Origin of the sequence: Limnofasciculus baicalensis BBK-W-15, from assembly GCF_024178385.1 — a bacterium.
GTDB lineage: Bacteria > Cyanobacteriota > Cyanobacteriia > Cyanobacteriales > Coleofasciculaceae > Limnofasciculus > Limnofasciculus baicalensis.
This window is the reverse complement of the sequence record NZ_JAMZMM010000022.1, coordinates 1-25,761: the sequence shown is the minus strand read 5'-3', so window position 1 is coordinate 25,761 and position 25,761 is coordinate 1. Positions and strand designations below refer to the sequence as shown.

Genomic DNA, 25,761 nt, shown 5'->3' with positions numbered 1-25,761 from the left:
CCAGGACTTACACAAAATCTGTTACTAAAATCTATATATGGTAGGGTGCGTTATGTAACGCACCCTACTATATAGCCTTAGTGTCTTAGTGGTTTGTTAACAAATTATTTTTGCTATCAGTTAGTTTGAATAAGAAATTAGCAATTGTGAAGAATCAAAGTAAAGGGTAAAAAGTAAAAGAGATTGGGTGCTGAAATTATCCTGCTGGGATATGGTTTTCTAGCAGGTTTATGTTTGGATATGAATGGGGCGCAAGCTTTGCCCACCAGAGGCATCGCATTTTTTTACCGACTCAAAGTTTTCTCAATCCGAGGATCTGGAATTAGCCATATTCCAGCAACTAAGCCATATAATCCACAGGCAAACCAGGAATTTACAAAGGCTAGGGGAATGGCAGCGGCATATATGGCTAAAGACACTTTTTCCTTAAATCCTTGACTGATGGCAATCGCCAATGTGGAATCTTTACCGTGGTGGGCAAGGAGGGAATGAGTTAGAATAAAATATGCGATCGCAGAAAATAATAGCACTATCCCATAAAAGGCTACTGGTATCGTTTCAAAGTGATTCTCGCCCATCCATCCAGTCACAAAGGGGATGAGGGATAGCCAAAACAATAAGTGCATATTAGCCCAAAGGGTACGACCATTCACATGTCTAACAGCTTGAAATAGGTGATGATGGTTATTCCAATAAATACCCAGATAAATAAAGCTCAATACATAGCTTAAAAATACTGGTAATAGCGGACGTAGCGCTTCTAAATCTGCCCCGTGGGGGATCTTCATTTCTAGTACCATAATGGTAATAATGATCGCAATTACTGCATCACTAAATGCTTCTAGTCTTCCCTTCCCCATTGTGGCAACTTCTCCTGATTTTGATTATTTTTATCGTGTATCAAAGAAATATTCTGAGAGATGATTGTTTTTATTCTGAGTCTAATCTTTTCTGCCATTCACCATCGATTTCTTCTTTTCTGTTTATTTCTTGATCCAGTAAATCTGTTTCGCTAGTATAGGTTAAGTTATCAGGATTAATTACATTTCTAGCAGCAAATTGTTGAGCGTAGGTGAGTTTGTTTTGTAAGGTAGCATCTCCTCTCCTTAGTGCAATCGCATCTTTTTTTCGTTTTTGATTTCGCTCTTCAATTTGACTATTTTGCCACTGAATCCAAAAGTAACGAATCAGGGGGATGGTAAAGAAAGCTATCCCGTAGCCTAATAATATCCCATAAATGGAGGCGACAAATGCGACAATTCCACCTAATTGAGCTGCGATACCACCCTTTAACATAGATCCTAACATCAATGCACCAACTAGATTAACTCCCCCTAATCCAATGGCAAGGAGAATTTGTCCGCTACTGGCGGCACTAAAACGCCAAAGCTTTTCTTGAAGATAAGGTAATATTGCCTCTAGTACTCCACCAAATTGATTTTGAGGTAAAACACTAAGATCTTGTTCTTTCTCCTCAACTACCCAGCTACCCATATCTTCTAGTATCTGAGGATTAAGAGTAGTTTGGGGGTGTACTATATCCTCCTGTTGGGCAGTAGTTTGTAATTCGGGAAAGTGATAAATAATATCGCCATCAGGACTAACTTCGGGACGACCGTTAAATTTGGTGAGTACTGGTAGGATATAATCTTCAGATTCCCGTTGGTATCCTGACCCAATATTATCGAGATATGGAGCAATTTGTTCTGCGACTACTGCTCCGCCAGAGTTGCGAATTACTGTACCAATAACTCGCCAGCGACGTTCTTCTAATTCGGCGTTGGGATTGCCATCACCAAATAGAAATGAGAATATTGATTCTAGGAAGTTCATCTCCCTTTTTGGGGATGTTTCGGTGGAATTTTCTTGAGTTATTTGAGCAGATGGAGAGGAATTACGTTTGTTTTTTTTGGAGGTGGGAGAGGAAGTCGGATGGCTTTGGTGAGAGCCAAAGTCGAACAACCAAAAGAAATTCCAGAATCCGCCGCCACTACTACTAGAATTACCACCGCTACCACCACTGCCACCACCGCTACCATTACTATCGCTGTTGGAAGCAATGGCAATGATAATAATTGCGATTGTAATTAAGGCTATGGAAAGAATCAGGATAATCCCGAAGGAAATTCTAATTAAATAGAATAAAATCCGCCAGATTTTTGACCACCATTCCTGTAATTGTAACCGCAAGAACTTATTGCGGAGGATTGTGCGAAAGTTTTTAGGAAATAGATAGGCAATATCACCGGATTCTGCCACTTGCAAATGTCCGCTAGCTTCAGAAGCCAGAGCGAGTAAACCTTGTTCTGCTAAATTAATATTCAATCCGGCACGAGTAGCCACATCGCCGACGGTAACGCGGTAGCCTAGCTGCTCAACCGCTTTCATGATTTTGGGTTCGAGAGGCATAGGTGATTGGTGTAAAGATTTTCTGACTATCTCTAGTATAGAATAAAGAGATGGTTGTGTTCGTGGGTAGATCCCTATTAAAACTCGATTGGCATACCTAAAATAACACTTTACGAATATGAGAGTTAAAATATTATGAAAGGAATCCAGTTTGTAGTAGATGATGGTGGAGAGAAAAAAGCAGTATTGATCGATCTAACCGAGTGGGGTGAACTTTGGGAAGATTTCTATGATATTTTAGTTTCTCGGTCTAGGCAAGATGAACCAATTGTACCTTGGTCAGAGCGAAAAGCTGAAATTAAAAGTCTCAATGGCGATCGCTAAAAATCCCATTCTTCAAATAGTTCAGTAACAGATATGGAAAAGCCAGGAACAATGGCTTCACCTTCTAGCGCATCTTGAGGACGAAGCAAGCGATCCGGTTCGGGTGAATGGTAAACTAGAACATATTTTTCATCAGGATGAATCACCCAAACTAAGCGAGTATCGTTGTTAAAATATTCCACAATCTTTTCGTGGATTTCCTCAACCGTATTGCTGGGTGAAAGTATTTCCACAGCCAGATCCGGAGAACCTTGAAAGAAACCACGAGGGGGACGTTTTAAGCCTTTGAGCCGTTCTTTAGAAACGAAAGATACATCAGGCGATCGCTTATTTCCATTCTTTAAGGTAAAAGCTGTACTAGAATCACAAACATTTCCCAATTTGTGCTGGCGAACATATATTGCCAGAATACCCCCTAGAAATGAGCCAATTCCACCATGCTCCATTCCTGAATTGCCCATATCTACAAGCTCCTCATTCACTAACTCATAACGATGTCCATCTTTGGACAGTGCCATAAATTCCTCATCTGTCCAAACCTTTTTCTCGATGGAGATTGTCATTAACTAAGCCTCCTGAGATCTGCTCTAATCGCTACTTCTAGTGTGACACATTTTCTGTTACAAGTAATTGAGACAATAGAGAAAATCGCGCCGCCGAATCAACAGCCCAAAAACGCCAAGAAAGATTAGAACAATTCATTACTGTTGCCAGTACTAGTTTAGCCGTCAGCGGCATTTCTTCCCAAGTTGCTAACGAACCCGCTAAAACCATTTTAACTAAGCTTTTTCCAGGACAATTTCAAAGCTCGCCTCAACCAGAATCTCCCAGTTATCTTTTTACTAGCTTTTCTCCTGTAGTCTTTCACTTATTGGTAGGAATTATCTTATCTATCCCTTTGGGATGGATTGTTTGGGCAATCCAAATCGATATAATTGGTAAAATTTATCGGTTCATCAAAAAAATCATTAATTGCCAGCATTGATGATGTAAAAACCTGATTAATTTGAGATAATATACTCGTGGCATTATCCCTAATTAATCGTGAAAACCGACACCATATTCTACCGTCTATTCCAATCCTTTCCGAGCATTTTCTTTGAACTAATCAACCGCGCCCCAGAAGCAGCCACTAACTATGAATTCACCTCCCGCGAAGTCAAACAACTTTCCTTTCGCCTCGACGGTTTATTCTTACCCAAAACCAACCAACCCAACCAACCCTTATATCTAGTTGAAGTCCAATTCCAGCCAGATCCTTCCCTATACTACCGGATATTTGCCGAACTGTTTCTCTACCTCAAACAATACCAGCCACCTCATCCTTGGCAGATTGTCGTCATCTATCCCAGCCGCAGTATCGAAAGAGAACAAACATTACATTTTGGCAACCTCCTTAACCTAAATCAAGTCAGGCGAATTTACTTAGATGAATTACGGGAAGGAGAATCATCTTTAGGCGTAGAAGTTGTTAAACTGGTAATTGAGCCAGAAGAGACGGCTGGAGAAAGAGCAAGACGGTTAATCGCCCAAGCCAGACAACAACTAACCGATGAAGCCATCCAGCGAGATCTGATCGACTTGATTGAGACCATTATAGTTTATAAATTACCAAAAAAGAGCCGCGAGGAGATTGCCACCATGTTAGGTTTAACTAGTGAGTTAAAGAAAACCCGCTTCTATCAAGAAGTTCTAGAAGAAGGTAAAGAGGAAGGTAAACAGGAAAATAAACTAGAAACTATCCCGCGACTCCTGCCGCTGGGATTGAGTTTAGAACAGATAGCACAAGCTTTAGATTTGCCCCTAGAAGTAGTCCAGCAAACGGCGCAATCTACCAGATCTAAAATAACGTCAGTTGACGAACAAAATATTGCCGTCTTTAACCGACTTTTGAATAGTCAGCCTTCTCTCTTTTCCCCTGAAGACAGAAATGAATTAGTTGAATTAATTGCCCCCTTACCTGATCAAAGCAACTTGCTTTACCTTACCCTTTCAGAGTGGTATGAAAAACACCCTGAAATCCTGAAAGCCCAACTCACCATGCTGGATGAGTTATTTGGCGATAGCTTCAGTCAAGAAAAAGTATCGGGAAGTACAGAGGGTAAAGTTATTCCTCCTATAAATTCAGCAAATAAACAAACTTTGCTCAATAGTATTCAACAAAGTTAATTTTCCGATCGATAACTGGGCATAAATAAACCCCAATCGGTGTAGGAAGGGCAATGTCCACAATCAGTCTTGTGGCTCTGGATGACAAGACTTTCACGACTTAGGCAGCGATATTAGATATAGTGGTAATGGTGCGTTATGCTTCGCTAACGCACCCTACATTTAATTCTTTCCCAATATTTTCTTAACAATTTCTCCAGTTTTTAAATTACTCATCCTTAACAAACTCGATCTATCCTCATAACAGATGTTCTACCAACAGGCTCCATAGAATAACTTTACTAAGTTCATCGACTTGGGCAAAATTCTCCGGTTGAGCTGATGTTAGCTTTGTAGGTTTTGGTACATCAACCGAAAATCTAACGGTTTGTGTGGAACATTACCTTTAATCCTATCATGCCAAACTACAATATGCGTCGTACTAAAATCATCTGCACTATTGGACCAGCTACAGCAGCACGAGAAAACCTCGAAATATTAGTGGAAGCTGGGATGAATGTTGCTCGGTTAAATTTTTCCCATGGTTCCCATGAATTCCACGGAGAAACTATTCAAAACCTGCGAGAAATTAGCCAGCAACAGAATAAACCACTAGCCCTACTTCAAGATCTCTGCGGTCCCAAGATTCGCTTGGGAACCCTCCCAACAGAAGGAATTGAGGTGAAAGCAGGAGAAGAAATTACCTTTGTTTTGCAACAGGAAGGTAACAACATCAATGAAATTCCTTTGCCAATTCCCACACTATTTGCTATGGTGCGGGTTGGCGAACCAATTTCGATCAACGATGGCAGGGTAAAATTAATAGTAACTGGACGCGATGCTGATAGCATCCGCGCCTTAGTTAAAATTGGTGGACTTCTCTCCACACACAAAGGAGTTAACCTCCCAGAAACTTACTTACCTGTCACTTCTGTCACAGAAAAAGATTTAATGGATTTGCGTTTTGGTCTTCAATCTGGTGTAGATTTTGTGGCAGTATCTTTTGTCCGCACAGCGCAAGATTTAGAACCTGTCAAGCGGATGATTGAAGCTGCAGGAGCCAATACTCGTGTTATTGCCAAAATTGAAAAGCGAGAAGCAGTAGAAAGTTTTGAAGATATTCTTAATGTAGCTGATGGGATTATGATTGCTCGCGGTGATTTGGGAGTAGAAATGCCTTTGCATGAGGTGCCGATGATCCAAAAACAAATCATTCGTCGCTGCAATCAAGCCGGGAAACCTGTCATTACAGCTACCCAAATGTTGGAGTCTATGATTAGCGCACCAGATCCCACTCGCGCTGAAGTTACTGATGTCGCCAATTCAATTTTAGATGGTACAGATGCAGTAATGTTATCTGGTGAAACTGCTGTGGGACAATATCCTATTGCTGCTGTAGAAATGATGCACAATATCGCTTTGCGAACTGAAGAATCTCTACAAGAAGGGTTCCAGAAATCAGTTGTTTCATCAGAAGAAAATGCTAGTATTACTGATTCTGTCGCCGAAGCTGCTTGTCGCATTGCGAGTAAGTTAGTAGCGCGGGGGATTATGTGTAATAGTTCATCGGGAGGTGCAGCACGGCTAATATCTAAGTATCGTCCTAAAACGCCAATTATTGCTTTTACACCTGAAAAAACCACCTATCATCAATTAGCAATATCTTGGGGTGTACAACCATATCTAGTTTCAGCAGTAAAGACGGCGGAAGAAATGTTGACAAATGTGATAAATGCTGCACTTCAGATGGAGTTAGCAGAACATGGTGATAAGGTGGTGATTACTTCTGGTGTTCCTATTGGTAAGTCAGGTACTACTAGTTTAATTAAAGTTCATACGATTGGACAATCAATTACTGCTTGATCGGCTGTTGTGCGTCTAAATTGGATATTAAATTTTGAGAAAGGGGTGTGGAGGTATCTAAATTAAGTGCATAACAGCTTACCAAGTTGCGGCTCATAATATAGTGCTTTGGAGGTGAGTGAGGTACTTAGAAACCCGGTTTCTTAAAGAAACCGGGTTTCTATTCTGTACTTCATCCTATCAAAACTCAAATCCCCGCAGATTAGCTAAATCTGGATCGGTTTTGGCAAAGTCTTGAAATTCTATAGGATTAAGACGAATTGCTTCTTGTAAACTGGCGATCGCACTTTGAATATTCCCAAGTAAAGCATAACAGCAAGCTTGGTTATACCAAGCATACCCATCATCGGAATTACTTAAAATTGCTTCGTCGTAACTAGTAATTGCTTCCCGATATCTACCCAAGCACCGCAAAATTTCCCCTCGCTTATACCAACTCCAGGGATCTGATGGTTTAACTGTCAAGGCTTCATCATAATTAGTTATGGCTTCTTCTAATCTTCCCAAATATCGCAAGGAATCTCCTCTGCGATACCAAGCCCAATAATCTTGAGGTTCCGTTTCTATTGCTTTATCGTAACTTGCGATCGCATCTTCATAACGTTGCAAATGTCTGAAGGCATCACCCTTACGATACCAACTCCAATAATCATCTGAACGAACTTCTATCGCTTTATCAAAAGATGCGATCGCAACTTCATACAAATCCAAATCTTCCAAAGCCACTCGTCCCCGATTATACCAAGCCCAATAATCTTCTGGTCGTGCTATCAATGCGTTATCATAACTAGCGAGCGCATCTTCATAGCGCTCCAATTCCCGCAGCACCCTCGCCCGGTGACACCAAGCCCAGTAATCTGTAGGATACTCTTCTAAGGCTTTGTCGTAACTATCAAGGGCTGCTTCAAAATGTCCTAACGCATCCAGCACATCCCCTCGCCAGTACCATGCCCAATAATCATTAGGCTTATATTCTAAAGCGAGATCGTAGCTGGTTAAGGCTTCTCGATATCGTCCCTCATCCCGTAACCCATGTCCTTGATCCAACCAATCGTGATAACTATCGGGTCTGGATTCTAACATTTTATAGATAGTATGGGAGAAAGCCCGCCGCATTGGTATTACATTGCTCATTGTACATTACATCTGTATAAATCAGGAGTTTCGGAGTATCCTCGGATAATTTTTATCCCCTTACAGGAGGATAGTATTCATTCCTATCTTACATTATATATTTTACTGTAACTCAAATGAAACTCAGGACAAATAATGATACAATTAAAATGAGGGCAAAAAGTAGACATGCTTAATCTTACAGCCCCCTGCCTTGTTGCCTCCTTTACTTCTACCGAATTGCACTAGTAATTTCCACCCGAGAATTAACCAGGTTAAATCGTAAAATCATGAGTATCAATCCCGAACAATTTTATGTATTTAAAAATCTAGATCAGGATCAGATTCAAACGTTTATAAGTGCGTGTACGGAGGTTATTCTTCCTCCTAAATACAAGATATTGTCTCAAGATGGTCACAGCCATAAAATTTTCTTCCTCCTAGCGGGAAAGGTTCGTATATTTCTTGATACTCCGGCAGGAGAACAAGAAATAAGTCGCAATAAAGCCCCGACAGTGTTAGGAGAAATTAGTTTTTTCAGTGGGGAACCTAATTCGGCAAATGTGGAAACAATTAATGAAGTGAAGGCATTGGCGATGCCCTTTGATGCTTTGCGTCAGCGTTTTGAAGAGGGGGATAGAATCTCTTCTACCGTGATGTTGAATATGGCAGAAGCGATTGGTCAGAGAGCTTACGTTTTAACTCGCAAAATATCGGCTCTGTATGGCGAACAACATGAGGCTCAACTTTCAGTTATTGAGAGTAGCACGAAAAATATTTTCCGCGATTGGAGTTTGTGGTAGGGGAGATGTCTAATAGGGATTTAACTCAAAATGCGATCGCACTTTGGGACAAATACAACCTGCGATCGATAAAACGAATCATTTGATTTACCTAGACTTTAATTAAACAGAAATGGTTTGACAGATAAAATCATCCGCTCTAACTCAGTTTTGTTGTGTTTGAGAAGAGCGTGTCCCCATAATTGATTCGTGTTGTCGGAGCAATCCTTGGCAAGGGTTTCTCCAATACCCTCAAAATTCTTTTGGGTGTCTCTCCTTAAACTCTCTGGGTTAGATTGTACTCCCAGAATGAATACTCTTTCTTTTAGATCCTGTGGAATCTGACTCTCTACATAACTAAATCGATCTTCACTTCGATCGAAATCAATCAGCAAAAGAATCATCCTCTTTGTAAAGAGTCGCATTTCAGGGACATGGGCTTCTGTGAATTTTTCAATAACTTTTCCCCAACCACCAGCAGGGCGCTCGATTTGAATAGCATGTTCATTAATATTTGGATACTGAATAAATCCGTTAGCAATCTCTTCATTAGCACGATCTTCCGGCAAGATAATAATGTGCGGTTGATACCTATTTCTGCTCATAGCTCTATATCACCACGAATCAAGGTATCTACCAGATCTCCTCTAACAGTTATATCGTTAAGCAATCTGACCAAAGTTGGCTCTAAATGGCTTTTGCGATCGAGTACAAAGGTATTTTCATTGGAAAACTTTCGGATTGCTTCCTCATTATGCGAAGTAACTAAAATTTGACCCCTATTTTTAAATGATCGTCGCAATGACATGACAAAATGTCCAATTTCTGACAAAGATAGATAGTTATCTGGCTCATCCCAAAAGCAAAAAACTGGACCATAAAACTTGTTGGCAGCTAAAACAACAGCACAAAGAAAAAAACATTTCTCCCCATCAGATAAAGCTTCAAAATCAATACTCAGATTTGCATTATTGGCTTCAAACCGAACAATCGTGCTTTTGAAGTCTTTGCCGATAAGTTCATTCTGAAAATCCTGAATATCAGGCATAACTTCTCGGAGGTATTTATCAACCTGTGTATAGGCGGCAGGATAGCGACTGAGTAATCCAGAAAACCAGTCCCCAAAGTTTGAAGCATCTTGCTTTGGCTCCAAAGTTTCGCCATGAGATTCTCCTGTCATCAAGCTTGGGATTGGAGCTAAAATTATTGTGCGAGCAAGCCAATTTCTGAACATACGAAGCGGATCAGTTTCTGATTGCTCCTGAATTACGGGAAGGGCAACAAGATGCCAATCCAATAAAAACTGAGCTTCACGATTTTGTGAGCTAGTATGAAGAGTGACTTGGGCTTCTTTTCGAGAGTAAATTGGCTCTCCTGCAACTAGCAGTTGTTCTTGGCAAACTCGAAGTTCTCTAAATTTTTCTGGCAACTCTAAAGCTAGGATATATTTATATAATTTATCGTTAAGTAATACTTCTATTTCAAAGCGGATTGGCACATCAGATCTGCCACGAGCAAAATCTTTCGGGCTAATCAGTTTAAGTTTTTCAAGTTCGCGCATTCTATTGATGCCTTGACTAATCTTCTGAAGCACCTCTAAGGCAGAGCGAATAGTTGATTTACCTGAACCATTTTTGCCAATCAAGAGAGCAGATGGCATCTCTTTTAGGGTTAGTTCAAAGTTTTCCAGGCATCTGAAGTTGTGTACATATAGTCTTTGGAGCATAGTCAAATTATGATATGAGGTGGGAAGGGAATGAGATCTCAAGGCTACTAAGGCGATAACTGTGACTGAATAAAACTATAACCGCGATCGCGTCTTGCACATACATGAGTCTTGCCTTTTGTCAAGTCAGCGTTTGAGTCATCCTCCCAAAATTAGTTATTCGAGGTTACCCTTGTAGTACATATTTTTGGGTTCGCTGGGCAGTTAATCCCATACAGAGCAAGGGTTTTAAGCTTTATGTCTAAAATTTGGTTATAAAAGACCAAATTACCATCATCTATTTTAATTGAAAAATGTACTACAGTCTCCATACAATGGCAATAATCGGGTTTCAGGCGCTTAACATTACTTCACTTTGTCAGGAAATCCAGACCGGATTGAATAATTTAAAACCAGATTACTAAATCAATAAGTTTGAATTATCTATTTAGCTCGGCGACAAACCACGCAAAAACAAGTTACGCGGGAAACATTTTGGTAGGATATTTCTCAAATTTGTGCCCATCAGAACCCACAATAACATACAACAATGAGTGGAAACTGATGTTTATTGAGAATAATTTGTTCTACTACTTAAATCATTTGAGTTTTCTCCATCGAGTCTTTTTAGGAAACTTAGGTATTGACTTAGGAGTTCAAACTGAGATATAGCGCTGCTCACTGGTGTAGTTACACATTAGAAAATGAATGCTTTATCTGGAAGATTTTAGAACTAATGTACTGTAAATACGCCAGCGTCCAGTGCTATAGGTTGATTATTTGGAAGGCTAAATACTTTGTTAGTCAAGTTATTATTACGGATAAAATCTGATAAAATAGCTTGAACAACAGGGACACTTACTGCATTACCAAATTGCTGATATGCGGCACTATCATCTGGATGAACAATATAAGACTCTGGGAAGCCTTGTAATCTCGCACATTCACGGGGTGTTATCCGTCTAATTCGCCCATTATGGACAATACCCAACTTGTTGGGATCGGATGATGTCAGTGTGATGGAAATACTTTCAGGATCGAGAAATTTAAAAATCTCGAAAGACATATTTCCACTAACAGGATTATATCTGCCATCTACTTCTTTGAGATATTTTTTGCTAATGAGCGCTCGAATAATATCTTGAATATCCTCGCGATCAAAAAAAGTCTTAATTTGTGCAATAGTTAAACTTTTGCCATCTTGTTGTACACCAAATTCCTTATGTCTTCTATTGGCAATTAAAGCATTCATAAAGTCTCGTTCATCTTTATTGCATTTTCCTTTAATACCCAAATCCCAAGAATGAAGGGAATTCCCGCCACGAAAGTCAATCAGACGAACCCCATGTAGCTTGGTAAGATCCCCATCTACAGCCTCAAAAAGTTGTTGTTCAAATTCCCTTGAAGGGTAATATTTTTCAGGAACTTCATTTGATAAAATATCTTTTACTCTCACAATTGGATAATTGCTGGAAAAAAGACTTAGTTGAGCTAACTGTTGCTTAAAAGCATGGGAATCAGTTGCGCCTCTATCGGATCTAAGTGTAAGTTTTGGTTTTTTACCAAGTAGTCCCAGAATATAGATCCTAACGCGATTTTGTGGTACGCCAAAGTTACTGCTATTGAGTAAAAGACAATCAATACCATAGCCTAGTTTTTCTAAGGAATGAACGATTGTTTGGAATGTTCTGCCACCATCGTGAGTTGTCAATCCGCGCACATTTTCCAGGAGAAAACCTTGAGGTTTGTATTTGTTTAGTAATCTCTCAACCTCAAAAAAAAGTGTCCCTCTTGTATCGCCAAATCCTTGCTGTTTACCCGCATAAGAAAAGGGCTGACAGGGAAAGCCAGCTAGGAGAAAATCAAAGTCAGGTATTAGTTCAATTTCTCGGATATCTCCAGTAGGTTGTTCATGAAAATTTCGGATATATGTTTCTCTGGCTCTTTTATCAATTTCTGAGCTAAGTACGCATTGAGATTCTATGCCTTGAATATGACACGCCTCCTCAAAGCCGAGGCGCATTCCACCTATGCCTGCAAAAAGATCGATAAAACGAATCATGCTATTATTTTAGTAATCTTACTATAACCTTAATGTTACAATCTAGAACCCAGTTACTTGGTTAATATCTGTTTTTCAATCTGAAGGAGAATCTAGCAATGACACCCATTGAACTTCGCAAAAAAGGCTATCAAGTCTTATTTGAAAATTTAGGTCAAGTCACTACCATTCGTTTTTTGAAAGAAATGGGATGGGGAACAGGTGACTATACAAAAGAGCGACAAACTAATCTCAAACAGGTGACGCGAGAGTCGTTTTGGCAAGATATTGCCAAAATTCGAGCTGATCGTAATCGAGAGTAATTTGATTTCTAGTCAATCAACTGCAACTTCCCCACACTAAAAAATTAAGCCAATAGTAATCTACCTTTGGGTTCTGGAATAGGTCGTCCTAATGCTTGTGCAGTTTCAATCCATTCTTGGATTACAATTTCTACATTTTGCACTGCTTCCTGATAGGTTTCGCCATCTGCGGCACAACCAGGTAATTCAGGGACTTCAACAATGAAAGCTCGATCTTCTTCACTCCAGTAAATAATCAGTTGATACTTAATCTTCATCTTGTCCTCCGAGTTGATACTTCAAAATTGCATGGCGAATTTGTTTGACTTGGTACGCTTTTGCTTTACCTTGTTTGGGCTGAAGATTCAGGATTTCTTCAATGCCTTCTCTGGAAAAGATGTGGTGACTACCGCGTATTCGTTCGTCAAAACCGAGGTTGCGGAGGAGTTGACATAGCGGTTCAAAGGGAATATTGGCATCGGAGGTTCCCAACAGGATTTTGACCAGTAGTTTATCTCGCTGACTCATTAGACCTCTTGCGGAAATCGACTAAGTTGCTTTCAGAAACAGGGTTTTGCCAGTTTTCGATGTTGAGTAGGAACCCAGCCATCGAGTCCATATCGAGTTAAGGGGCTAAAAATCGGCAAAAATTGCATCTAAGTCATAATTGAATAACTTAGCATATTGGTCACGAATTCGGTTAATTTCTTCTACTATTTCGTCTCGCAACATATTAGTTTCCTAGCAGATTAAATAGAATGACTTCAAGGAAAATTTAACCGCTCTTCTTTCTAAGTTTTACTAGCACACCAGTAACAGCAACTGATAATAGACCTAAAACTGATGATGGTTCAGAAACAGAAGCAGTACTTGGATTAGAGGTTTCGGGCAAAATTGGCTCTGTAAAAGATTCACCATTACCATCAAATGAATTATTAGAAGGAACCACTTTGTACAAAGTATAAACATAGTTAAGGAAGTTCTCGGCAGAGTAACCAGATTTTCCATTTCCCCAATCAATGTTAAGCCAGTTGTAGTTTATTCCACCAATAGGGGCAACTCCAAACCCTCCTGTATATGTTCCAACTGTTCCCCAAGCGATATCTTGATTCCCTATCAGGGTTCCGCCTGGAGTTTCTCGACGATTTAATCCACTAGCCTCTGAACCATTACTCACCGCGACAATTTTAGCTCCTAATGACAGAGGGCTATCACTACTAAGTGTGAGAAATTCTTTCCACATCACCTGCCCTTCTCTAATCGGAATACACATCCTCCCAGCTCCTCCTGGTGAAGGGCTGTTAATAATACAAGGTGCATTGTTTGTGGATGAACCTGTGTTTATGGATAAATATGATTCAGGATAATAAACCTGCCCATCCCGACAAAGTGAATTGTTATTACACTCATCAAAGTAAATTGGCACTGTACTATAGCTGCTAGTGGGTCTTAATTCCAGATGCAAATGCGGACCAGTTGCATCACCAGTCATGCCACACTTTCCTATAGCTTGTCCACTACTGACTGAAGCCCCTAAACTCAGAGGGCTAGGTTCTTTAAGATGTGCATAAAGAGAGTATTTGCCATCATTATGTTTAATTTTGATTAAATTTCCATAATCATTCTTAAATTCTAAACGATCAACAACTCCATCTTGGATAGCAACAATAGGATCTCCGATGCTACATCCAAAATCAATCGCGTACTTAATCTGGCTAATTTTAGAGTGTTTACAAGTCGGACCATCAATTGAGTCTACACATGACTGATTTACTGGTACTGACTTTCCTGCTGGAAAAGGGAGACGATAACCTTGAGCAGCCAATACTTGAGTCTGTATGCCAAGGAATATCGGTAGCGATATGCAGGCTCTAAATAGAAGTGGAGAAAATTGCTTGATGAACATAGGATTAAGCCTGTGCCAACTTAATAGATTAATATAATAACAGATAAATATGCTGTGTATACTTATTTATGCTCATAGCTATATATCGCCACAAATCAAGGTATCTACAAAATCGCCTTTAAGCGGACTAATCGCAGACTAATGGCTACTCAAAGGCTGTCAAACCTGCTACGGCGGGTTGGGTTTGTGTAGATCCGGTTTTAACCGCAAGTTAACATTGGTGCAAGTTATGAGTTATACAAATAATGCGTGTTGTAGATTCCCTGTCACAATCCTCCACAACACGCACTATATTCGACCACTACTACTTCCCAGCCAACTGCATTTCCCTATCCATCAACCACTTCTTAAAACTACCCGGACTCACAATCCCAGATTGCACCATCCGCGTATTACACTCATGGGCTGCTTCAATAAATAACCGCGCCTCTTCAATCAATTGTCGGGAACGATCCAAATTTGCGGCATCATCGCGATTTTCGTAAGCATTAAACAGATAACTGGCAAACTTACCTTTGGCAAAAGGATCGAAGAATAACTCAGTATCGTAGAAATATTTACGGAATTCACTGACAATTACATCGGGATTACTGGAAATGTCAATATTCTGCAATTTCAGTAAAGCTTGGGCTGCACTCAGCATTGCACCTAGGGCTTTATCTGCGGCTTGCTTCACATTACCGTTGGTGGAATTTCCTTCCAATAAAAGTGTGGCATCAAAGTACATACTTTCGGCTGTAGCAACACCAAAATCAGTCAGAGAAACTACTTCTCCGGCACATTCCCCAATGCCAATATCGCCAATCGTATATTCCCGGGCATCGCCCCAATCTGTGTAGAAGGATTTATCTACGCTGTAGGCAGGTACTTTGGCAAAGGATTGCAATTGATCTTTAATGGCTTTTTTCCCGATGCGGTTGACAAATTGGGAGAATTTTTCTCCTTTATCGTGTTCCCGCAGGTACATATCTACCAAAAAGTTCACTACATCCGGTATCCGTTTGGAAGGAAATACGCCTAAAGATTGTCCGTATTGAGCGGCATTATTATCCCATTCTCCACCTAAAATTAAATGGAAATGGGGGACTCGATGTCGATCTACTAAACGACTCGATCCATAGAAACCAATTTCTGCTACCATTTGTTGACCGCAGGAATTGAAGCAGCCGCTAACTTTAATTCGCAGATTTTTCAGCGCTTCATCATACTGCAAACCTTTAGCAGCTAACTGATTGCTTAACTCACTTGCCAAACCGCGAGAACTGGAAATACCTAATTTGCAGGTATCTGTACCTGGGCAAGCGGTAATATCAACAATGGAATTTGCCCCGCCAGCGTGTAAGTTAATCGCTTTTAGTGCTAAATATAAAGCAGGTAAATCCGCTTCATTAATCCACCGCAATATAATATTTTGCTCTACTGTAATGCGAGTGGTATCGTTAGTAAAACGACGGGCAATATCAGCAACTCCCCGCATTTGTGGGGCAGTCAAGTCACCCAAAGGTAAGGCGATACTGACGCAGTTAAAACCATCTTGTCGCTGTGGGTAAATATTAGTGGATTTCCACTGGGCAAATGCTGCTGCATCTTCACCTAAATCGATATTTTCACCCGCTGAAACTGGTGCAGGTTTACCTGCTTCTTCATAACGAGACAGATTAGCTAACCAATCATCCCATTTAGGATCATTTTTCAACACTTCCCGTTCTTCTTTAACTAAGCGACGGAATTCATCAATACCGAGTTTGCCAACTAAGAACTTAATCCGTGCCTTATTGCGATTTTTCTTCTCACCTAAACGAGCATATACCCTTGCGATCGCCTGGGACATGGGTAATAATTCTTCTACTGGGACAAACTCATCTAAAAGTTTGGCTAAATGGGGTACTGCACCTAATCCGCCACCCACATACATTTCAAACCCTTTTTGTTCCACTCCATCCACAATTCTTGTAGTCGCAATTAACCCTAAATCGTGCATGAAAGTTAAACCGCAAGGATTAGTTTTGCAACCAGAAAAAGCGACTTTAAACTTCCGTCCAAAATCCTGTACATCCGGGTGTCCAAAAAAGTAATAGGCGGTTTCGTTAGCATAACCTGTCACATCAAAGGCTTCATCTCGGCAAACTCCCGCTAAAGGGCAAGCTGTGACATTTCGGACTGAATTACCGCAAGCTTCGCGAGTAGTAATCCCCACAGCAGCCAAACGGCGGTGCATATCGGGGGTATCTTCAATGGAAATGAAATGCAGTTGAAAATCCTGACGGGTGGTAACATGTAGAATGCCATCGGAATATTCGTCCGCCATATCCGCTAGCACTTCCATCTGTTGGGCAGTCATCCCCCCATAAGGAATTTTGATCCGCTGCATCCCCGGCGCTTCCCATTTCGTTTCTGGGCCTTTAGTTAAATCGGGATGGGGGAAAGAAATAGTTTGGGATTTCTCACCATCGTAGCGGAAACCATTATCATATCGTTGACCGTAAGCACCCCGACGCAGCCGCAACTCAGCAAAGACTTTCTCATCAAGTTTGCCTTGAGTGCGGAGTTTCATCTGATTTTCAAATGTATCGATTTCCTCAGCCCAGTGGGGGGGAATTTTATCGGCGAGGGTGGCTTTCCAAGTTAAGGGGTTTTGGGTTGTCATTTTGAGTATCCTGGGGAAAAACGGTGCAGTTACGCTACTAATTGGCACAATCAATCTATGGACTGTTGATTGTCTCACGAAATCATGTGTATTCCGGGCGGGATTTAGTATTTTTTTACAATGGTAGGGATACTGGGGATGGGGGGATGGGGGAATCGTAGTGTCAATTGGCTGATTGTCTTCCATCTTCAGTCTGATATGGGAAAACTTTTCTTGAACTTCACGCTCTACTTCACACCGTTGTCCTATTATAGTTATAGGGAAAGTTTGACTATTCTGAATTTCTCTGAAAGCCCCAAAAAAGATGTAGAAAGTGGTTAACATCAACCCAATTTTTGATTATGATTACAGATAAGTTATAGATAATAGACTCGCCAAATGAAAGACCATGCTTAAAAAATCATCAGTTATTAGTATATCTCCTGAAATTATGGGTGGTACTCCAGTTTTTACTGGCACAAGAGTTCCGGTACAGACAGTCTTTGACTATTTGAAGGCGGGAGAGTCAATTGATGATTTCCTCGATGGATTTCCGACGGTAAGTAGGGAGCACGTTATCGGATTATTGGAAACTATTGTACATCTATAGCGTTTTCATTTGGGATGTGAACAGCAAAAGTCCTGAAGCACCATAAAATAAGGCTTTCTATTTTACATCTCATTTAAAAACACTATATAGGTTTTGTATCCCCTTGGCAAATCCATGCACCCCAATAGTAAGGATGTGCCAGAGGTTTGTCTTCCGCTTGACGAGTTAACATTGTAGCATCTAATTCTCTACCGTTATTGAATTCTTGTTTGAGAATTTCTTGTCCTAATTCAAATTGCTGCAATTCTCTGACAGTGATATTTCGCAAATAATTCTGAGCTTCTTGCAAAGCATCAGCACGCCCTAATCCAGATTCGCAATTATCAAAAAAACGTTCCATTAACAGTGCAGTTGTCCACCCATTCACCGACCATAAACTCATTATCAGGGTTTTTGTTCCAGCAACGGCAAAGGCACGTCGAAACCCAAATACTCCTTCCCCAATGGCTACATCTCCAATGGCTGTCTCACAGGCTGAGAGGACAGTAATTTCATTCGCCCAGAGGTCAAGTCCGGCTATATCCTGAGCAAATAGAATTCCTTTCCCCGCTTGTGGGGGAAGTTTACCACCTTTTGCCCAAGTGTTAGCTCCAGCTAAAGCAAGAGCGGAACGGAGCATCGGATTTTCGACTCTACCAAAAAAGCGATCGCGCTGCAATAAACTACTTTCCCTTTGATAAGAAACAGTTAGAGAGGGATCTTCAGGTTGGTTAGGTAAAAATACACCATGAGTGGCTATTAACAGAATGCGCGGACATTGCAGGGGTTTAAAGTAGCTTTCCAGTGCTTCACTTCCTAGATAAGAAGCCACTTTTAACTTCTGTGCAACTCTTTCTCCCAATATATTTGTCCCCTTAGCATCTTTTAAGGGTTTGTTAGCAATACATTCTCGTAAATTCTCTGTCTGTATATTTTGTTTGGGTGCTGCATCGGAAGTTACACTTTCTGCACTCAAGTCAAAATTCGGAGAGGCAAATACTAAAGCATTGATAGATGCAGGGCGTTTTGTCTCTATTTTCTGCCGGAGTATATCTCGCCCGACAGTCAGATAACTGATGGTAAATTCATCCATCAGCATTTTTTCTCCAGTATCGTCGCTGGGGATAATTTGAAATGGCACTAGGTTTAATTCTCCATCTGGGGCAATAATTAAATGTTTGTGTTCTTTTAATGCGGGGCGAAGTTTGTCGAATATGGCTTGTCGTAGTTTGATGCCTACTTGTGGATGATATTCTCTGAAGATTAATTTGGGAGGGCGCTTGCTGAACATCCCTAGCTGACTTTCTTGATTTTTACCCGCGCCAGATACTAACTCCCGAAATTCTCGAATTAAGCTATCAATACATTCCGCTTCTCCAATATCTACCATTTCTACTGATTCTGGCTGTCCGGCTGGTAAGATGAAAGCGAGATAACGGGCAGGTTGCCATTGTGCTTCCCCTTTGGCTGGAATTGCTTTGAAATTGAATAGATCAAAGCGGATAAACTCTATCAAAATCGAACCTGCTGGTAACTCTGCTGCAACATCGCTACGGTTAGGGAGTTGTTCTTGTAATTGGATTTCTGGTACTTGAGATGCTAGTGTTTTTTGTAAGTTGTTATGTTCGGCTTGCAGTTGCACTAATTGTTGTTGGTAAGTGGTGAAATCTTCGGTTTGGGGGGTGGAAAAGGTAAGGTGGATGATTTGTTCGCTCAAGTCGCGGAGTTTGTGGAAGTCTTCGGTAAGATGGGGATAGCGATCGCTGTAGAGAGCTTCGTTTTGTGCAGCGAGGGCAGATGCGGTGAGGGCTTTGCGTTTGAGGATTAAATCTAATAGAGCTTGTAAGGCATGGGGTGAGTTTAAAAGGTGGCTATAGATAAGGGAAATAAAACCATCCAACTTCCCCCTAATTTTTTGCAAGTAGGCTAAACGGTCATTTTCCGAACTGAAGGCAAACACAGTGCGAATAACTTTAGTATCAATTTCATTGGCTTGAATCCTCTGTAATAGTGCTTCATTGGGGTACCCAGTAGCAGCTAATACAACCGCTAGATTGTTCAGACTTTGAGCAACGTGAGGATGTTCATTACCCTCCAATCGTCGCGTCATATCTAATGCTTTTTCTAAGAGTTGTTTAGCTTCACTATAGCATTCTTGGTCTGCGTAGTGGGATGCCAAATTATGTAATCCACTAGCCAGAAATGGATTTTCATTCCCAAAGCGATTTTCCCATAGAGCCAACGCTTGTTTGTAAAGGGGGGCTGCTTTGTGGTAGTTCCTTTGGTTATCGTAAAGTACAGCTAAATTATTCATGCAATCGGCTAGGGTTGGATGCTCTTCTCCTAACTGATTTCGCCATAATTTAAGCGCTTCCTGCAAAAGTGGTTCAGCTTCTTGATAGCGACCTTGCGCCCTATAAAGCAAAGCCAAATTGTTCAGACTTTGTGCAATATCAGGATGCTCATCTCCAAACAGATTTATTCTTAGATTCAACGCCCCTTTATAAAGGTTCTCAGCTTCTTGATAGCGACCTTGTTCCCTATAAAGCAAAGCCAAATTGTTCAGACTTTGTGCAATATCAGGATGCTCATCCCCAAACAGTTGTTGGGTTATTCCTAAAGCTTGCTGATACAGGGGTTCAGCTTCACTGTAGCGCCCTTGAGTCTGGCGCAACAATGCTAAATTATTCAAACTGTCCGCTACATCATCATGCTCATTACCCCAAAGATGCCGCCTTAAGTCCAACGCTTGTTCTAAGAAAGATTCAGCTTCACTATAAAGTCCTTCAGACTGGCAGACTAAACCCAAATTATTTAGACTTGTAGCTACGTCCGGATGCTCATGTCCAAACTGATGTCGCAAAAGATTGAGTGCTTGTTGCAAGAGGGTTTTAGCTTCTCTATAACGTCCTTGCTCTCGGTATATTTCTGCTAAATTAATTAAACTAACAGCCACATCAGAATGTTCATTTCCCACAAGACGTTGTGTTATCTCCAACGATTCTTGTAACAGGGATTCAGCTTCTCTATAGCGTCCTTGCACCTGGTAAAGGCTAGCCAGATTATTTAAACTTTCAGCCACATCGGGGTCTTCATTTCCCAAGAAGCACTGTCTCATGTTCAAAGCTTGTTCTAAGAGTGCTTCAGCTTCTCTATAACGACCTTGTGCGTGACAAAGACTGCCCAAATTATTTAGACTTTTAGCAACGATGGCATTCTCATCCCCTAAGAGATATTGGCTCAACTTTAAAGCCTCTTCATAAAAACCTTCTGCTTCTTTATAGCGTCCTTGAGCTTGGTAAAATACAGCAAGATTATTAAGACTTGTAAATACATCCGGATGCTCATTACCATAAGAGCTTCGCGCTAGCTCTAACGCCTGCCTAGCAAGAATTCCAGCCTGAGTATATTTTCCACTTTCATATAGTTCAACAACTCTTTGGTTAAGTTTATACCAAGGTTTTTCTCGGATTGAATTTATTAATTGTGTCGCTAGATTTTGCAACTTATTTGCGGCATCTTGCTCTCCCGACTCTGCTAGATCCACTGCCATCTGTTCCATCACTCCTACCAACCCTTCATCTATCAGGGATTGATTAGCCTGCAAAACCTCTGATTTCTCCTCGTTGTCAGAACTTAGCAGTAATTCAATCAAACTCAGATACTTTTGTAAACGTTGCCCTCCTAATTCTCCTATTGGTTCTATCAGTTCTACCGCCAAATTTTGCAGCCACTCGGCAACATCACAATTACCATCCTCTGTCATATCCTCTGCTACCTGTTCCATCACTGCTATTAATCCTTCATCAATCAGGCCTGAGTTAGCCTGCAAAATTTCTCCTTCCTGACCATTGGGACAATCAAGCAACTGTTGAATCAAATTGAGATAGTCTTGTATGCGCTGTTCATCCATTTTTTTAATCTTGTTATTTGTAAAATCAATTATTCAGCTACCCGATATTCCGCATAAAGAATTTGAACACCAAAATCACCCTGCACATACTCCAGTAGTTCAGTTAAATACTCCTTCCGCATTTCCAAAGGTTCATCCTCCTCCCTTGGCAACCAATCTAAATTAAGCTTATCCTGACTAATAATTGCCAACATCTGCTCTCTACCCACACTATCGGCTGTAAAAGTATCTTGATATGCCAAGGGTAACTTTACCTGTCCCGCTTCTAAACGTGACGGCGGTGCTAAAAATGACGGAGATAAACACCAAATTTGCTGATCGGGGTTCTTCTCCAGCAGAATCAAGTAACCCGAAGTCGCAAGATTAATTACGAAATGAAACGGCGTGCCTCTTGGTACTTTTGGCGCAGGATTCCACATTCCCAAATTATTAGCAATTTCCGGTTTCATTTGGTCAGTTTTAGTAGCATTGTCCACTAAGAGATCCCAAAGTTGGTCAAGAGTAAGTGGTGGGAGTGCTATCAGTCTTTCAACAATCTCTACTAAAAGATTTTCTAAATTATCTATTTTCTGGATTTGAATAACATCAGCAGGTGTCCGCGTAGAGTTCGCAACCTTGATAAAGGCAGCTTGAAAGTCAGCAAACTCTTGCTTAATATCATAGTTTAGTTCTCGGATGCGATCGCCCAATATATTCCAATCGAGAAAATCCTCTCTTTTTTTCACAAGAATAGATTGGTCATTCTGTTCAAAGGCTTGCCGAAACGCCTGGATTATTTCTTTTTGCCGAAATAATTCCAGGATTGGCTGTGGTTTGTCAACGCCATAATCCACAAGCGCGTACTGATAAACTCCAGTGAAATCTGCTGGCGGATGATCCGGAGGGAGATTCAACTTGTTTCGTAGTTGGATGACTCGCTCATTGCGCTCAAGCTGGTTTTTAATAGGGGAAGTCGCCATGCTGGCGATAGCCTTGATAACACCTGTTACTGGATCGAGAGTTAAATCTGTCATTGAGAGGATCTCAACTATTGGGGGGGGGAAGAAAGGTAGCTGCTGATGTTACTCAGAGAAGGCTGTATTCCTCCTCTGCTAAATCTATATTAGCTAAAATTATTCCAGGTTGACAGGGTGTCTCTATAGCGCTTGGCGACAGGAGTGAGGTACGGACTTGATTTTAGAGATATTTAAAGAAATGTAGTGATTAAGAATTAATATATTTTTCTCTGGTATAATAGATCTCAGAGAGAGGTAGTAGTAAACGTCAAATGTTTGACTTTTGTTGCCATGAGAAGTTCCTCAAATTAATTATCAGGAGGTCAACAAAATGGAAAGCGACGAAAAATACCGCCGTGCCAAGCGTCGAGTTGCCGCGATCAAAGGTTTTTATATCCATTTGATTGCCTACATTGCAGTGATAACATTGCTGTTTTTCATAGATTTTCTAACTCCAGGAGGCTGGTGGTTTTACTGGGCATTGCTAGGATGGGGAATCGGGATTATTGCTCATGCCTTGACTATTTTTGGCATCACAGGTTTATTCGGTTCAGACTGGGAGGAGAAAAAGATTGCCGAGTTGATGAACAAAACAAACAAAGAATAGAAAATGGTGTCTGACCAATTTGGTGTGCTAATGTTGGCGGAAAACATTTCGGGTTTTGTGTACTTACTTTGCTATAGTGCTTCTCAGTTGACCGAGGTACAGAGAAACCCGGTTTCTTTAAGAAACCGGGTTTCTGGAGGTTTATCTTATGTACTTTATGCAACTGAAAACCGCTATAAATGCGATCGCAAAGTGCCATCACCAATATTTTTCTAATGTTTCAAAACAATCCGATATCGAGCTTTTCCTGACTGTAAATGAGCTATTGCTTCATTAATCTGACTGAAATCAAAAGTTTCTGTAACAGGTTCAATGCCATGACGGGCAACAAAATCGAGCATTTTGACAGTTGTTGTTGGACTACCGAGAGGGCTACCAGAAACTGATTTTTGGCCAATTATTAAAGGGAAAGCATGAGTTTGAATGGGGTTTGGTGCTACTCCAACAAAGTGCAGTCTTCCTTTGGGACGCAACGCATTAATGTATACTGCCCAATCAAGATCTGCATTGACTGTTGAGAGAATAAAATCAAAGGAATTAGCAACCATTTCTAGTGCTTTAGCATCACGAGAATTAACAAAATGGTTAGCCCCCAATTCCCGGGCTTCAGCTTCTTTGTCAGGATTAGTTGAGAAAGCGGTGACATCACAACCCCATCCTCGCAGAAATCGTAGTGCCATGTGTCCAAGCCCACCAATACCAATCACACCAACACGATCCGTAGGTTTGACATTGAACTCAACAATCGGATTAAACACAGTCAAACCACCACAGAATAGCGGACCTACCTTAGCAGGATCGACCCCCTCTGGCAGAGAAGTCACCCATTCCTCATGTGCCCGTACCTTATCAGCAAAACCGCCGTATCTACCTACGATAGTTTGTTCTGCGGTGAGACAGAGGTTTTGATCTCCAGACATGCACCACTCACAATGGTTACAGGAATGGGAAAACCAACCTAATCCGACTCGTTGACCAATTTTTAATGTTGTCACGCGATCGCCAATTGCCCCAATAGTTCCTACCACTTCATGACCGGGAACAAGGGGATATTCACTCATGCCCCACTCATTATTTATCATACTCAGGTCACTGTGGCAAATACCGCAATATTCGACATTAATTTCTACTTCTTCGTCTTTCAGTGCCCCTGGATCGTATTGAAATGGTTCCAGTTTTCCACCTGCTGTATTGACTGCATAAGCATCGATCATTTTTGTATCTCCTCTCTGAATATATCCAGATTCATTTTAGCTTTAGCTGAGATCAAACTTATTTTCCCAATTTTCCAGGCAAGTAGGCGGCGACAGATGGCAATGTTTTTAATATTACCATCAAGGAATTATCCATCTGATTACTCTATAAACTAAAATATTCGCCTAGTATTAATCCACCAACAATCCCTTCTCTGCCAACCATTCCCGATTAAATAACCGCGACTGATACCTTGCACCACCATCGCAAAGTACAGTAACAATAGTATGTCCCGGCCCCATAAGTTTAGCCAGTGCTACCGCTGCCCCCACATTAATTCCCACTGAACCTCCCATAAATAGCCCATCTTTTTGCAATAATTGATAAACTACCCGAATACATTCCTTATCATCAATTTGGATAGCATCATCAATAGGAACTCCTTCCATATTGGCAGTAATCCTACTATTACCAATTCCTTCAGTAATAGAACTACCTTCTATTTTAACTTCTCCTGTTTTTATATAACTATACAACCCACTTCCCATTGGATCTGCGACAACAGATTTAAGATTGGGATTTTTTTCTTTGAGGAACATTGAAACACCTGCAAAAGTGCCACCTGTACCCGTAGCCGCTACCCAACCATCAACTTTGCCATCAGTTTGTGCCCAAATTTCTGGTCCAGTAGTTTCGTAATGTGCTAACCGATTAGCTAAATTATCAAACTGATTTGCCCAAATTGCATTCTCCATTTCCGCAGCAATTCTGCCAGAAAGTTTGACATAATTATTAGGATCTCGATAAGGTACGGCAGGTACGGGACGAACTTCTGCACCCAATGTCCGCAAGGCTTCCATCTTCTCTTGGGATTGAGTATTTGGGATAATAATTAGGCTTTTATAACCCCTAGCATTACAAATATGAGCTAAACCAATACCCGTATTACCTGCGGTTCCTTCTACTACCGTACCTCCGGGTTTGAGCAACCCTTTTTCTTCTGCATCTTTAATAATATAGAGTGCTGCTCTGTCTTTTACTGAACCGCCGGGATTGAGAAATTCCGCTTTACCCAGGATTTCGCAACCTGTTTCCTCGCTGAAGCTGTTTAAGCGGATGAGTGGGGTATTACCAATTGTTCCGACAAAGCCGTTTTTGATATCCATACTTGAGTTTAATAGTGCTGCTGTAGTTTTCTAGGATACGTCCTAATGGGTCTGAAACTCAATAGGTGGGAGTGGGGT

22 protein-coding genes are annotated in these 25,761 nt (G+C 40.9%); 7 read left to right on the top strand and 15 right to left on the bottom strand.

Features of this window, described 5'->3' with window-relative positions; translation table 11 throughout:
- Positions 1-284: 284 nt before the first annotated feature.
- Positions 285-860, bottom strand: coding sequence for a TMEM175 family protein (locus NJ959_RS04045; RefSeq protein ID WP_254010467.1), 576 nt, complete (start codon positions 858-860; stop codon positions 285-287).
- 70 nt (positions 861-930) lie between these two features.
- Positions 931-2,409, bottom strand: a complete 1,479-nt coding sequence (locus NJ959_RS04040) for an MFS transporter (RefSeq protein WP_254010466.1) — start codon at positions 2,407-2,409, stop codon at positions 931-933.
- 135 nt (positions 2,410-2,544) lie between these two features.
- On the opposite strand from NJ959_RS04040, the gene NJ959_RS04035 reads away from it, so the two are divergent.
- Complete coding sequence (locus tag NJ959_RS04035; RefSeq protein WP_254010465.1) at positions 2,545-2,733, top strand: hypothetical protein; 189 nt, start codon at positions 2,545-2,547, stop codon at positions 2,731-2,733.
- Here the strand turns inward: NJ959_RS04035 and NJ959_RS04030 are convergent.
- Positions 2,730-3,296: a Uma2 family endonuclease gene (locus NJ959_RS04030; RefSeq protein WP_254010464.1), complete on the bottom strand. Its 567-nt coding sequence runs from the start codon at positions 3,294-3,296 to the stop codon at positions 2,730-2,732. The two genes, NJ959_RS04035 and NJ959_RS04030, sit on opposite strands and share 4 nt — an antisense overlap.
- 481 nt (positions 3,297-3,777) lie before the next feature.
- On the opposite strand from NJ959_RS04030, the gene NJ959_RS04025 reads away from it, so the two are divergent.
- Together NJ959_RS04025 and pyk are read left to right on the top strand one after the other, a co-directional pair.
- The gene (locus NJ959_RS04025) at positions 3,778-4,902 is read left to right on the top strand and encodes an Rpn family recombination-promoting nuclease/putative transposase (protein ID WP_254010463.1); all 1,125 of its coding nucleotides are present in this window, start codon (positions 3,778-3,780) and stop codon (positions 4,900-4,902) included.
- Between the two features lie 411 nt (positions 4,903-5,313).
- The gene (pyk, locus tag NJ959_RS04020; RefSeq protein ID WP_373693596.1) at positions 5,314-6,744 is read left to right on the top strand and encodes a pyruvate kinase; all 1,431 of its coding nucleotides are present in this window, start codon (positions 5,314-5,316) and stop codon (positions 6,742-6,744) included.
- Positions 6,745-6,924: 180 nt separating this feature from the next.
- Here the strand turns inward: pyk and NJ959_RS04015 are convergent, their stop codons facing one another.
- Entirely contained in the window at positions 6,925-7,878 is a 954-nt protein-coding gene (locus NJ959_RS04015) for a tetratricopeptide repeat protein (RefSeq protein ID WP_254010461.1), read from the bottom strand.
- A gap of 269 nt (positions 7,879-8,147) precedes the next feature.
- Here NJ959_RS04015 and NJ959_RS04010 point away from each other — a divergent pair, with 269 nt between their 5' ends.
- Positions 8,148-8,660, top strand: a complete 513-nt coding sequence (locus NJ959_RS04010; RefSeq protein WP_254010460.1) for a Crp/Fnr family transcriptional regulator — start codon at positions 8,148-8,150, stop codon at positions 8,658-8,660.
- A 98-nt stretch (positions 8,661-8,758) separates the two neighbouring features.
- Here NJ959_RS04010 and NJ959_RS04005 read toward each other — a convergent pair whose 3' ends face one another.
- The 3 genes from NJ959_RS04005 to NJ959_RS03995 all read right to left on the bottom strand — a co-directional run bounded on the left by NJ959_RS04005 (position 8,759) and on the right by NJ959_RS03995 (position 12,406).
- Positions 8,759-9,244 carry a hypothetical protein gene (locus NJ959_RS04005; protein WP_254010459.1) on the bottom strand — a complete coding sequence of 162 codons (486 nt, stop codon included), beginning with the start codon at positions 9,242-9,244 and terminating at the stop codon, positions 8,759-8,761.
- Positions 9,241-10,365 (bottom strand): AAA family ATPase, encoded by a 1,125-nt coding sequence (locus tag NJ959_RS04000; RefSeq protein ID WP_254010458.1) that lies wholly within the window; start codon positions 10,363-10,365, stop codon positions 9,241-9,243. Before NJ959_RS04000 ends, NJ959_RS04005 begins: the two co-directional genes overlap by 4 nt.
- 712 nt (positions 10,366-11,077) lie before the next feature.
- Entirely contained in the window at positions 11,078-12,406 is a 1,329-nt protein-coding gene (locus NJ959_RS03995) for a DNA cytosine methyltransferase (RefSeq protein WP_254010457.1), read from the bottom strand.
- A 98-nt stretch (positions 12,407-12,504) separates the two neighbouring features.
- On the opposite strand from NJ959_RS03995, the gene NJ959_RS03990 reads away from it, so the two are divergent.
- Positions 12,505-12,708, top strand: coding sequence for a hypothetical protein (locus tag NJ959_RS03990; RefSeq protein ID WP_254010456.1), 204 nt, complete (start codon positions 12,505-12,507; stop codon positions 12,706-12,708).
- 44 nt (positions 12,709-12,752) lie between these two features.
- On the opposite strand, the gene NJ959_RS03985 is transcribed toward NJ959_RS03990, so the two are convergent.
- From NJ959_RS03985 to NJ959_RS03970, 4 genes are all read right to left on the bottom strand, one after another.
- Positions 12,753-12,965 carry a type II toxin-antitoxin system HicB family antitoxin gene (locus tag NJ959_RS03985; protein WP_254010455.1) on the bottom strand — a complete coding sequence of 71 codons (213 nt, stop codon included), beginning with the start codon at positions 12,963-12,965 and terminating at the stop codon, positions 12,753-12,755.
- Positions 12,955-13,215: a type II toxin-antitoxin system HicA family toxin gene (locus tag NJ959_RS03980; protein ID WP_254010454.1), complete on the bottom strand. Its 261-nt coding sequence runs from the start codon at positions 13,213-13,215 to the stop codon at positions 12,955-12,957. The genes NJ959_RS03985 and NJ959_RS03980 overlap by 11 nt, the downstream gene beginning before the upstream one ends.
- Positions 13,216-13,462: 247 nt before the next feature.
- On the bottom strand, positions 13,463-14,593 hold the full coding sequence (locus tag NJ959_RS03975; RefSeq protein WP_254010453.1) for a M23 family metallopeptidase: 1,131 nt from the start codon (positions 14,591-14,593) through the stop codon (positions 13,463-13,465).
- A 304-nt stretch (positions 14,594-14,897) separates the two neighbouring features.
- Positions 14,898-17,564 carry a nitrite/sulfite reductase gene (locus NJ959_RS03970; RefSeq protein WP_254010452.1) on the bottom strand — a complete coding sequence of 889 codons (2,667 nt, stop codon included), beginning with the start codon at positions 17,562-17,564 and terminating at the stop codon, positions 14,898-14,900.
- Between the two features lie 64 nt (positions 17,565-17,628).
- On the opposite strand from NJ959_RS03970, the gene NJ959_RS03965 reads away from it, so the two are divergent.
- Positions 17,629-17,829, top strand: a complete 201-nt coding sequence (locus tag NJ959_RS03965) for a DUF433 domain-containing protein (RefSeq protein ID WP_254010451.1) — start codon at positions 17,629-17,631, stop codon at positions 17,827-17,829.
- Positions 17,830-17,911: 82 nt separating this feature from the next.
- Here the strand turns inward: NJ959_RS03965 and NJ959_RS03960 are convergent, their stop codons facing one another.
- Positions 17,912-21,721, bottom strand: coding sequence for a CHAT domain-containing protein (locus NJ959_RS03960; protein WP_254010450.1), 3,810 nt, complete (start codon positions 21,719-21,721; stop codon positions 17,912-17,914).
- 29 nt (positions 21,722-21,750) lie between these two features.
- The gene (locus NJ959_RS03955; protein ID WP_254010449.1) at positions 21,751-22,734 is read right to left on the bottom strand and encodes a DUF4384 domain-containing protein; all 984 of its coding nucleotides are present in this window, start codon (positions 22,732-22,734) and stop codon (positions 21,751-21,753) included.
- Between the two features lie 313 nt (positions 22,735-23,047).
- On the opposite strand from NJ959_RS03955, the gene NJ959_RS03950 reads away from it, so the two are divergent.
- The gene (locus NJ959_RS03950) at positions 23,048-23,323 is read left to right on the top strand and encodes a 2TM domain-containing protein (RefSeq protein WP_254010448.1); all 276 of its coding nucleotides are present in this window, start codon (positions 23,048-23,050) and stop codon (positions 23,321-23,323) included.
- Between the two features lie 212 nt (positions 23,324-23,535).
- On the opposite strand, the gene ahr is transcribed toward NJ959_RS03950, so the two are convergent.
- Positions 23,536-24,537 (bottom strand): NADPH-dependent aldehyde reductase Ahr, encoded by a 1,002-nt coding sequence (gene ahr / locus NJ959_RS03945; RefSeq protein ID WP_254010447.1) that lies wholly within the window; start codon positions 24,535-24,537, stop codon positions 23,536-23,538.
- 171 nt (positions 24,538-24,708) lie between these two features.
- Positions 24,709-25,683 carry a cysteine synthase A gene (locus tag NJ959_RS03940; protein ID WP_254010446.1) on the bottom strand — a complete coding sequence of 325 codons (975 nt, stop codon included), beginning with the start codon at positions 25,681-25,683 and terminating at the stop codon, positions 24,709-24,711.
- Positions 25,684-25,761 lie beyond the last annotated feature (78 nt).